Annotated in this window: 7 protein-coding genes and 1 pseudogene; 7 read left to right on the forward strand and 1 reads right to left on the reverse strand. The window is 42.9% G+C overall.

What is annotated here, in order from left to right; genetic code table 11:
- Nucleotides 1-6 precede the first annotated feature (6 nt).
- From tssM to JQ822_RS14570, 4 genes are read left to right on the forward strand one after another with little or no spacing between them, the layout of a single operon-like run.
- A complete protein-coding gene (tssM, locus tag JQ822_RS14555) occupies nucleotides 7-3,552 on the forward strand; it encodes a type VI secretion system membrane subunit TssM (protein WP_446715011.1) in 3,546 nt (1,181 codons plus the stop codon).
- Nucleotides 3,553-3,602: 50 nt separating this feature from the next.
- Nucleotides 3,603-4,943, forward strand: coding sequence for a type VI secretion system ImpA family N-terminal domain-containing protein (locus JQ822_RS14560; RefSeq protein ID WP_213134063.1), 1,341 nt, complete (start codon nucleotides 3,603-3,605; stop codon nucleotides 4,941-4,943).
- Nucleotides 4,944-4,966: 23 nt separating this feature from the next.
- Nucleotides 4,967-5,446: an Hcp family type VI secretion system effector gene (locus JQ822_RS14565; RefSeq protein ID WP_213134064.1), complete on the forward strand. Its 480-nt coding sequence runs from the start codon at nucleotides 4,967-4,969 to the stop codon at nucleotides 5,444-5,446.
- Between the two features lie 28 nt (nucleotides 5,447-5,474).
- Nucleotides 5,475-6,236: a DUF4225 domain-containing protein gene (locus tag JQ822_RS14570; RefSeq protein ID WP_213134065.1), complete on the forward strand. Its 762-nt coding sequence runs from the start codon at nucleotides 5,475-5,477 to the stop codon at nucleotides 6,234-6,236.
- A gap of 567 nt (nucleotides 6,237-6,803) precedes the next feature.
- On the opposite strand, the gene JQ822_RS14575 is transcribed toward JQ822_RS14570, so the two are convergent.
- Entirely contained in the window at nucleotides 6,804-7,556 is a 753-nt protein-coding gene (locus JQ822_RS14575; RefSeq protein ID WP_244848897.1) for a hypothetical protein, read from the reverse strand.
- Nucleotides 7,557-7,695: 139 nt separating this feature from the next.
- Between JQ822_RS14575 and JQ822_RS14580 the strand changes: the two are divergent.
- From JQ822_RS14580 to JQ822_RS14590, 3 genes and pseudogenes are all read left to right on the forward strand, one after another.
- Nucleotides 7,696-8,217 (forward strand): annotated as a pseudogene (locus JQ822_RS14580) (conjugative transfer ATPase); the annotation flags it as partial.
- A 290-nt stretch (nucleotides 8,218-8,507) separates the two neighbouring features.
- Nucleotides 8,508-9,113 carry an SIR2 family protein gene (locus tag JQ822_RS14585; RefSeq protein ID WP_213134066.1) on the forward strand — a complete coding sequence of 202 codons (606 nt, stop codon included), beginning with the start codon at nucleotides 8,508-8,510 and terminating at the stop codon, nucleotides 9,111-9,113.
- A gap of 36 nt (nucleotides 9,114-9,149) precedes the next feature.
- Nucleotides 9,150-11,501, forward strand: coding sequence for a hypothetical protein (locus tag JQ822_RS14590; RefSeq protein ID WP_213134067.1), 2,352 nt, complete (start codon nucleotides 9,150-9,152; stop codon nucleotides 11,499-11,501).
- Nucleotides 11,502-11,627: the final 126 nt, after the last annotated feature.

Below are 11,627 nucleotides of genomic sequence, written 5' to 3' on the forward strand. Positions count from 1 at the left end.
TATTTTGTGTTAAGGATGTCAATGCCTGGTTTTCTGAAAGGGCTAAAACCCACAATAAAACCCGCTATGCCCCGGATAAAAATCTCCGCCATGATTCTGGTGGTACTGATTTGGGCGTTATCACTGCTGTGGATCTGGTGGAAAGGCCCAGAATGGATAATTTGGGAACAGCAGCCGTTTGCCCCTGCCATGAATCGTGCGCTGGCAACCGCTGTATGGGTGCTGGCAGCGCTGGGTTTTGTGACATGGCGCGTGATGAAACGGCTGTACTGGCTGGAAAAAACGCAAAACCAGCAGCGCCAGCAGGAAAAAGATCCATTGAGCGTGGAGATCAATCAGCAACAGCGCTATCTGGATCGCTGGCTGCTGCGTCTGCAACGCCATCTCGATCGGCGAAATTACCTCTATCACCTGCCGTGGTATATGGTTGTCGGCCCAAAACAGAGTGGTAAAAGTACGCTGTTGCGTGAGGGATATCCCGCCGATGATATCTGGACGCCCGAAAAACTCAGGGGAGAACCGGACAGCCCGTGGCGCATTGCGCCGAAAGTGGGTGAGGCGGCAGTGATTTTCGATATCGACGGTGTACTGACAGAACAGGATGGAAACAATGAGTCGGAACAAAGCACCCTGTATCGTCGGTTATGGCAGCACTGGCTGGAGTGGCTGGCTAAAAATCGCGAACGCCAGCCGCTGAACGGACTCATCCTGACGCTGGATGTGGTGGACTTGTTAACCTCATCCAAAGAGCAGCGTGAACGACAACTGGCAGTATTGCGCCAGCGTTTGCAGGAAATACGTATTCACCTGCACTGTCAGTTACCTGTTTATGTGGTGCTCACCCGTCTTGATTTGCTGAACGGTTTTGCTGCCCTGTCTGGTCTGATGGAACGCAGCGACAGGGAACGTATTCTGGGCGTCACTTTCACACAGGGCGCACACCGTGACGAGCGGTGGAGCGAAGAACTCAGCCACTTCTGGCAGAACTGGATGGCGCACTTAAATCAGGCGTTGCCCGATTTGTTGTTGAAACAGTCAGAGTTTGGTGACCGTGCCTCACTGTTCAGTTTTTCACGTCAGGTTCAGGGGCTGCACGATCATCTTACCGCGCTACTGAAAGGGCTGCTGTCCGGAGAAAATATGGACGTCATGCTACGTGGTGTCTGGCTGACCTCATCATTACAGCGCGGACAAGTAGACGATATTTTTGTTCAGTCCGCCGCCCGACAATATCGACTCGGAACCCATGCGTTGGCATCGTGGCCTCTGGTGGAAACAGCGCCTTACTTCACCCGGATGTTATTCCCCAGAGCACTGCTGGCTGAGCCAAATCTGGCCAGTGAAAATGGACTCTGGCTAAAATATTCCCGCCGCAGGCTGGGCTGGTTTACTGCCGTAAGTTCTGTGGCGATCGTCGCAATGATCGTCGGATGGCATCACTATTACCGGGTAAACTGGCAATCCGGTGTCACGGTGCTTAAACAGGCCCGGACGTTCATGGATATACCATTGCCACAGGGGATCGATGATTATGGTAACCTGCAACTTCCTCTTTTAAACCCCATGCACGCTGCCACGTTGGCTTACGGGGATTACCGCGACCACAACAGTCTGACCAACATGGGGTTGTATCAGGGGATCAAAATCGGTCCTCATGTGGAAAAAACGTACCTGCAACTGCTTGAACAGCGATACCTGCCTGCATTATTCAACGGTCTGGTGAAGGAAATGAATAACGCGCAGCCGGAAAGCGAGCAGAAACTCGAAGTGTTACGCGTGATCCGTATGCTGGAAGATAAAAGCGGTCGCAACGACGCAGTGGTCAAACAGTACATGGCCCGCCGCTGGAGTGAACATTTCCACGGACAGCGGGATATACAGGCACAACTGATGTCTCACCTTGATTATGCGTTGACGCGTACAGACTGGCACGCTCAGCGCCTTAATGGTGATACTGACGCGATCAGTCGCTTTATTCCGTATGAAAAACCCGTTGTGGCAGCGCAAAAAGAACTCAGTAAACTACCCATTTATCAACGGGTTTACCAGAGTCTGAAAACACGGGCACAGGGCGTACTGCCCGCCGATCTGAACTTGCGCGATCAAATTGGCGCGGGATTTGACGGGATCTTCGTGGCGGCAAATGAAGATCAGTTGATAATTCCACAATTTTTAACCCGCTACGGCCTGCAAAGTTATTTTGTGAAACAACGCGACAGTCTTGTTGATCTGACCGCGATGGACAGTTGGGTTCTGAATCTGAGTCGTAACGTGGCATACAGTGATGCTGACAGGGAGGAAATACAGCGTCATATCACAGAACAGTACATCAGTGATTATACGGCAACATGGCATGCCGGAATGGATAATATCAGCGTGCGTGATTACGAAAATCTGACTGATATCATCAGTGCGCTGGAGCAAGTTATCAGCGGCGAGCAGCCATTTCAGCGAGCGGTGACAACGCTGCGCGACAATACCCAGATGCCACCACCTCCGGCAAATCTGCCGGAAAAAGCACGTGAAAGTATGATGGCTGAGAGCGATTATCAGTTGCTGACACGCCTTGGCCGCGAGTTTGCGCCAGAAAATAACGTTCTGGTCGAGCAAAAAGACAAAGCCAGTATGTTGCAGGCTGTCTATCAGCAACTGACCGAACTGCACCGTTACCTGTTGGCTATTCAGAACTCACCGGTTCCGGGAAAGTCAGCGCTGAAAGCAGTACAACTCAGGCTTGATCAAAACAGCAGCGATCCTATTTTTGCCACCCGACAGATGGCGAAGACGCTACCCGATCCGCTGAACCGTTGGGTTGGCAAACTTGCAGATCAGGCGTGGCACGTAGTTATGGTGGAAGCCGTGCATCACATGGAGCTGGAGTGGAACGATAAGGTTGTCAAAACCTTCGATACGCAGCTTGCCGGACGTTATCCGTTTAATCCATCAGCGAAACAGGATGCCTCTCTGGATGCCTTTGAACGATTCTTCAAACCAGACGGCATACTGGATGGATTCTACAAAGAGAACCTGAAGTTGTTTATGGAAAACAGTCTGACGTGGGGAGAAGACGGAAATATTCTGATTCGCCCGGATATTCGACATCAGCTTGAAACCGCACAGAAAATACGCGACACCTTCTTCAGCCAGCAGAACGGGCTGGGAACCCAGTTTGCCGTGGAAACATTGACGTTGTCGGCCAGTAAGCGACGCAGTGTGCTAAACCTGGACGGTCAGTTACTGGATTACAGCCATGGACGCAACTTTACGGCACGAGTGGTATGGCCAAACACCATGCGGGAGGGTAATGAAAGCAAACTTACGCTGGTCAGTACAGGTAGCGCGGCTCCCCGTAGTATCAGCTTCACCGGCCCGTGGGCGCAGTTCCGGCTGCTGGGAGCTGGCACGCTGACCAGCGTGGATGATAACACCTTTAACGTACGCTTCAGCGTTGACGGGGGATATATGGAGTATCGCGTACATGTGGACAGTGAATCTAATCCGTTCACTGGCGGGTTGTTCAGCGGCTTCAGACTGCCGGAAACTCTTTATTAACAACGTGTTCGGCAGGTCAAACGCCTGCCGAACATCGGGAGTACAGGAATATGAGGGATATTCAGTTAATACAGACAATCCGGACGGGGGGCGATCCGAGGGATCTCCCTGAATTCAATGCCATCCGTGAAGAGATCAATAAAGCGAGCCATCCGTCGCAGCCGGAACTGAACTGGACATTAGTGGAATCGCTGGCTTTAACGCTCTTTAAGAATAATGGTGTGGATCTGCATACGGCAACCTACTATACGCTCGCCCGTACCCGTATTCATGGTCTTGGTGGTTTTTGCGAAGGTGTGGAGTTACTGGCTGCACTGATTAGCCGCGAATGGGATAAATTGTGGCCCCAGAATCCACAGGCCAGAACCGAAATGCTGGACTGGTTCAATTCTCGTATTGGTAACATTTTGCGTCAGCAATTATCCTATTCCCCCGCCGATCTGCCGCTGATGTATCGTGCGGAACGGGCATTACAGATAATCTGTAATAAATTGCAACAGGTTGAATTGAAACAAATTCCCCGAGTGGAAAATCTACTCTATTTTGTGCAGAACACCCGTAAACGATTTGAACAGCTACCGCAAAAGAACAATGCTAAAGAACCGGTGCAAACTGCGGTCAAAACATTGGTATATGCTCCTGAGAACACCGATACAGCGGCAGAACTCCCCCTTTTCCCTGTTTCGGAGATGACGGTTGAAGTTCATTCCGGTACGTCTGATGGCTCCACTACCGGGAGAGCAGTGAGTAGTCATCTGAAAGGGTTTATAGCGGGCATTGTCTGTTCTCTGACGTTTGCCGCAGTGTTCTGGTGGTGGCAAGTGTGCCCCATGCAACAGCAACTTGCTCACGTGAAAGATACTGCACAGGGAGAGGCTACTGTCTGGTTGTCATCGCCCAGCCTTTCAGACTACAGACAGGATCTGCAACAACTGCTTGATGCTTCATCTCTGCAATCTCTGGAAACCGGCATACAGATGATCCGTACAGCAGACAGTCGCTGGCCGGAAAGCCTGCAACAGCAACAGGCCACTGCGCTATGGCATGAAACGTTGAAAGCGCGCGCGCAGCGCAGTCCACAACTGAAAGGCTGGCAGCAAACCCGACAGGATTTACGTGCTTTTGCCGATCTGATTATGCAGCGGGAAAAAGAGGGACTGACCCTCTCATCCATCAAGAACGTAGTCTGGCAGGCCGAGCGGACGCTGAATCAGGAAACGCCGCTGGAGTCCTTACTGACACAGTACCAGGTGGCGTATTCACAGGGGCAGAATACACAGGCGCTGGAAAAAGAGATCAACGAACGACTGGATGGTGTGTTAAGCCGCTGGTTGCTGTTAAAAAATAACGCGATGGTGGAAAGCGCAGCCAGCAATCGTTCTGAAAAATAATCCATACCCAAAGGAGAAAAAGTATGGCAAACCTCATTTACCTGACATTAAACGGCCAGCTTCAGGGGCTGATTTCCTCCGGATGTTCGTCTCAGGCATCCATTGGCAATAAAGCTCAAACCACACATCTGGATCAGATAATGATTTATGAGCTGTCGCATGGGTTAACCCGTAACCAGAACGTGAACCATCAGACTGTCGTCATCAAAAAGCCGGTAGATAAATCCTCTCCGTTGCTTAATAAATCCATCACGGAAAATGAAACATTAACCTGTAATTTTGAATTTTATCGCACGAATCAGGCTGGCATAAATGAACTTTACTATAAAATAAAGCTCATTGATGCAACAATTAAGGATATCCGGCTATCCAGTCCTGATTCCCTGAATAATCCGGGAGGGCAACCAACGGAGACGATTAGCTTTACCTATAACTCCGTGGAGTGGGAGCACAGTCTGGCGGGAACAAGCGCATATAGCCTGTGGAATACGCGTATTTACTGAATGATGAGCAGTTGGGATACGAATAAAAATGCAGAAAAATCAAAAAGACATAGACAATTTTCTTGCTACATCCCGAGAGTTGAGAAATAGCGCTCAGCAACTATCTTATAACTATATTTACTATCCAGAAATAAGGCGGGGATTTCTTAACGAAGAAGAGGCATTTATTCGACATATTGAAAAAGAGATCTCCCTGAATTGCCTGTCATATGCCGGAGGGAGCATGCTCATAAAGGAGGAGATTGAAAATCTGGCAAAGCAAAAATTTGCACTAGATGCTAATGCTGCGAGGTTATATATCATCGCTGAGAAAGAAAAGGAAAGAAACAGTTTTACTACCATCACGCTTAAACGAGTGGGGTTTGTGAGTGGAGGTTTGCAAATTTATGGCGGAGGTTCAATCTGCGTTGCCACTCTGGGATTGGCATGTGCAAGCTATGGTTTTCCCCTGATGGCTCATGGTATGAATAATATGTATGAAAATGGTTATTATCTTCTGTTTCAGGAAGATACTACCGGGTATACAAAAGATACTTATCGATATATAGCAAATAAATTTAATTATAGTAATGATGATGCTGATGTGGTTTATAACCTGATGGATTTAGGGCTGTCAGGTTACACCTTGGGAAGACAAGTAGTAAAACCTGACGCATGGAAATTATACCGATATATTAGTTCTGATTACACTCGTGGTTGGAAATTAATGGGGAATGCTGAATTAGGAGCTGAATTGATTGGTGATGCAAGTACAGTTCTTAGTATATATTCAATAAAAAAGGAATATTGACATGTATAGTTATAGCAGTGCATTTCCTTTTGAAATTACTTATTTCATTCTCTCACTCTTATTTTCGGTAATCATTATCTATTGGAGGCTGCATTTTATAAACGATAACTCTAGGGCTAAATTATACTTCTTTTCATTATTTTTAGGTTTCATTCATTACTTTGTCGCTGATCATGGTATATCCACCTTATTCAAAATACTGGGTTCATCTGCAATGTTTACCTTTGATGAAACATTTTTGAGAAATATGGCTGTGATTTTTTTTCTGATTACGATAGCTCTCACATTTAATTTATTCTGGAGAAGTAATATAAGGCGATTCAAATAACTGTCAAAAATAGATTTTTATTTGTCATATATGAGTTGTTTTAAATAAAAGAAATGTTATGAGATTAATCGAAATCTTCAATATGATTAGGTTAGTATTACTGGCATCAATTAACCCTGATTGTCGAAGTCAATCGATGTAAAAGAACGCTGATCTATTCAATAAAAAAACAACATATGAAAATTTTTGTACCGATGATTACCGCCACAGGTTATTGGCGGTAACCAGTAGTCCTGACGTTACTTATATCTGTTCACGAAATCCGCAACAGCACGTTCATAGGTTTTTTTCCGCAGTTGCATAATTTGTTGTTCGGTAATGTCTCCTGTTCCTGTTCCTGTTCCTGTTCCTGTTCTTGGTAATGGTTCGCTGTACTCATAATTTGTCGGGGAATATGTAGCCCACTCTCCGGTGGCGACATCTACCAACGCAAAACGCAGCAGATAACGTAATACCACGCCCGTTCCGGTCATTTTTTCATTTTTATACTCCGACCAGAGAACTTCTTTTTTGACTGGATCATATTTTCCGGCCTCCAGTCGACCCCAGTAAACTAGAATGGCTTTCTGTTTCCCTTTCGCAGCAATATAACGAAGCGCCTGCATATAATTCATATTTTCTGCATCAACTCCATCTTTATTGCATGTAGATGTTTTCTTTTTATCAGTAAATCCAGAAAATGTTGACACTGTATAATACTTACTCAGTTCCTGCTGCATGGCAACGTCCGGAGCCTGATTGCCAGACTGAACAAGAATGACCGCTGAATGTAATGGTACAGAAAAGCGCTCTCCTTCCAGTGCATTCTGAATATCTTCTTCGGAAACGTTTAGCGTCGCTTCATTACCAAATACATCCTTGTCTGTTAATTGTAAGACTGGCGTCGAAGAATTACTCCCAACTTTACTCTTCCTGGCGTCAATAGATGAACTGGAACACCCAACCAACATTAAGGCAAAAAAAACAAAAAGCATGCCTCTGAAAATCGTCATTTGCCACTCCGTTATTTTCCATAATGGTATGTAACCGTATTATATCCTTCTGATGATGACAAATAAAACATCTCATTGGTTTTAATTCACTATCCACTCTATAAATACATAAGCCAGAAAAATACAACAACCACATTATATCGGCGAGCGCGATCAGCATTTGAGCCGTGCCATCGTCAATATCACCGATGAGAGCCATATAATCACCGTTAACCCGCTGCTGGCAAGATTTCTGACTAAAGGCTCTAAAATGTGGAGGAAATTAGGCATCTGGCTGTGGCTCGCGACGCAAAACCTGAGTGACTTTCCTGATGATGCGAAAAAGCTGCTTAACATGATTGAGTGGTGGGAACTGCTGGTGATGCCACCGGAGGAGGTGGCGCAGCTTGAGCGCTTCCGGGTGCTGACTCCGGAGCAGAAACAACTGCTGCTGTCGGCGTCAAAATCCCCCGGTAAATACACCGAAGGCGTGGTGCTGTCAGACAAGGTGGAGGCGTTGTTTCGGGTGGTGCCTCCCGGTCTGTATCTGGCGCTTGGCATGACCGAAAAACATGAGAAGGCACAGCGTGCGCAGCTTATGCGGGAACATGGTATCAGCGAGCTGGATGCGGCTATTAATGTGGCGCTGGAGATGGACAGGAAGCGGGGGCTGGTGGTTTAAGACTGGATAACCGAACGTATTAGTTGCGATCTAACCTGACTGTACCTTGTGGCTGGGTACAGTCGAATTTGGTCGTCAGCTTAGAGCGAGGAGCGGCAGTTCGCACCAGGTCTTATCTAATACAGCATGAACCTAACGTTCACCAAATCGCATTTACCAAACGGAACAGAGTGAAAGTAACATATACCAGCCTAATGAATTGATTTTTATAGCCAAAAAACACTATGAGATTCATCCTGTAAGTTATATGATTCATGATAAGCTCAGAAATCATAACAAGAATCATGAAAATGGAATATCTACCCGAAGAAAAGCTTTTAAAAAGAATACAGAAATCAGAACCTTTTTCTTTAGTATTAGGAGCAGCATTAACTGCAGAAGTCGATGGAAAAGGGATACCTGGCGTTGATCGGGTACCTGATTTTGTCCTTGATTACATTAAAGATAAAGATAAAGATAAAGATGACGAAGACGATTATTACGAGCATTTAGGTTCTAAAACTTCACAAGAAAAATATCAGGCCTCAATACAGTATATTTCAGAAACATATGGTCAAAATTCAGTCAATGAAATTATTAATGCAGTTGTTCGATCAAATATGGACGAAGCTACTGGTAAAAGCCACATCCCTCAATCAGTAAAAGGCCTTGCTAAACTTATAGATATTGGAAAAGTTAAAACTATTCTAACAACTAATTTTGATACATTAATTGAGGAGGAACTTGATAATTTAGGAGTACCCCACAACTCCATTAGTATCGTTTCAGACTCTACCATTCCCAAAAATAGTAATGAGTTACCAACTATAGTTCATCTTCACGGAAAATGGAGTGAGGGTGATACAATGCATACTGAAAGCCAACTTAGAAATAATAGAGAGAAAATACAAAGTTAAATCAGGAGCATTATTTCCAAAGATAACGTCTATATAATGGCCTATGGTGGTTGGGAAGACAGTTTTACCCGAACTCTTGCTAGCATTGTTCACGATAATGACGCTAATTATGAAATTTCATGGTGCTTCTACAATCCTAGTGCGGAATATTTGGATAAGCACAACAATGAACTTTCTGCGCAGCTTTCTGCTGCGACAGATAGAGGGAGAGTGAAGTATTTTAAAGGAATAAATTGTCACACTATATTTAACGGCATCGATTTTGAGCGTGCAAAAAAAAAGGTTATAACGAATAAAAATATCACCATGGAAGTACAATACTCGAATATTGCCAACTTCCCGTTTTATAATAATGTAAGAAAAACTGAACAGCAAAAGACTTTGCGATTTTTAGCTAATGATAAAATAGTTTTTATTGAAGTTAATTTTGGATCTGGTTTTTTAAAATTCTTAGGTTCGACATTGGCTCCTTTCTTATCTCAAACAAATTTCCTAAAGATTAACCTTGAAGGTTGCCTTACTAAAATACAAGTTGAAGAAAGAATTTTGGCTGATACTAAATTATCAGCAAGCGCATTGGTTCTTTATATAAACGAAATGTTGGATTTATATTTTTATGTTATTTTTGAGAGAATTAATCCTAAAATTGATGAGGAAGCATTGAATTACCTTCTGCGTCTTTCATCTGACTTTAGGTTAAAAAATCAAAATATTTACTTTATTTTTTCCTCCGCAAAAAAGATAGAGCAACTTGCAGCAGTTTCAGTAAAACTTGAGAAACTAACTCAATTAGGAACCAGTACGATTCTTGTTGATAAATATGGGGGTAATAAATTCACACAAAAAGATATTTTCTTTATTTATGAAATCACTGAAGGAGTGGTTTCTAAATTAGATCATGTAATGAACTTCTTAAATAACTGCTCTACTGATGAGTTATCAACAATAAACGATTTATTTGATGATGTATATTATGATGAGAATTTATCAAAATCCACTCGTGAAAATATCGAATTACTTGCAAAAAACCCAAATAGATCTGACACTTTTTTATTACTCAAGATCTTGGCGGTTCTTAAAAATGGCGAATCCATAAAGACAATTAGAAAGACAAAGATTGGCTCTAATATTAACCCACGAAATACTCAGGAACTTACTAGTTTAGAACTAGCAACATCTGTGACCATTGATCCTACAACTACCATAATTAGATTGAATACCATTGTTAAAGATTACGTATTGAAAATCACTCCGACTCAAGAAATAAATGATATATCACGTGAGTTTTTACCTCTTACAATAATCGAGGGTAAAGAAAAGATAGTTTTGAGTTCAATAAATAGAAAAACAATGGAGTATGGATTAAAAACGGAAGAAGACAATGCCGTAACCTTGCTACGAAATAATATTAGTTTGGTGAAGAAATTGTTGGCATCGGATTTTTTAGAAGAATCTGAACAAATGACCCTATCTACACAGTTAAATAGGTTAATGTATTTGTCACGGTCATATGTGTATGGCCTTCTAAATTCATCAAGATTTACTGAGACTGCAACAGCAACTCATGCTTTACTCAAAGATATTGAGGGTGTTAAGGATAATAAAAATTATATATTTTATGCTTACTTAGCATTCGCACATCGTATGCTAGGAAAGCACGAACTTGCATTATATTATGTAAAAAAAGCAAAAGAAATTTGTCTTGAGAGCGATAAGACTACCTTACGCGATATAGCAATTGATGAACTTTATCTACTTGAAAAACTGTCACCTAATGAAGCATACGCTTTTGCTAAAATATTAAAAAATGAGAACAAGGCAAATTCAAATATTTACATAATATCTGATGTCATATTATCCAATCCCCTGCCAACGAGAGAGAGAGTGGAAAAATTAAAATTCAATGAAAGAAAGGCCAGAAGATTAAAACACTACACAACTGCAAATAATCTACTTCTTAAATTGAACCCCTACTTAAAAAGTCAAGAAAAATTGACAGCAATCAACACTATATTGTCTTCTGAAAAATCAGCTTATAATACTTGCAGAGCGAAAATAACTAAGTATGAGATTTTACTTGAGAATGGGGATTTTAATAAAATAACAGATAAATCAATACTTGAACTTAAAGATATTTATAACTATTTATTTTTCCAAGGTCTTGAAAGCTTATTTAATAGATGCCATGAATTGCTATGGGAAATTGCAGTGCAAAGAAAGATTAATGATTTAATTGAAAGCATCTTTTACCAAGGCAGACTAATATGGCGATTGAATAATGATGTGGAATCAGAAACCAAATATAAACGTTTATATGGTGAAAGCATGGTAGACATAAAAACAGAAGATTTTCAATTCTTAAAATTATTTTTCATTCTTAGTTGGTGAATACATGCCATTAACAATGACGAATGTTTTTCAGGAAAGTAAAGAGCCTGTCAGTAATCCTGTGTAACTGCCATCGTATTAAAGGTGATCGCTCAGGCGGTCACCGAACTCGATAATAAAACGACT

The sequence above is a fragment of the Citrobacter sp. FP75 genome (genome assembly GCF_018342065.1).
Taxonomy (GTDB): domain Bacteria; phylum Pseudomonadota; class Gammaproteobacteria; order Enterobacterales; family Enterobacteriaceae; genus Citrobacter.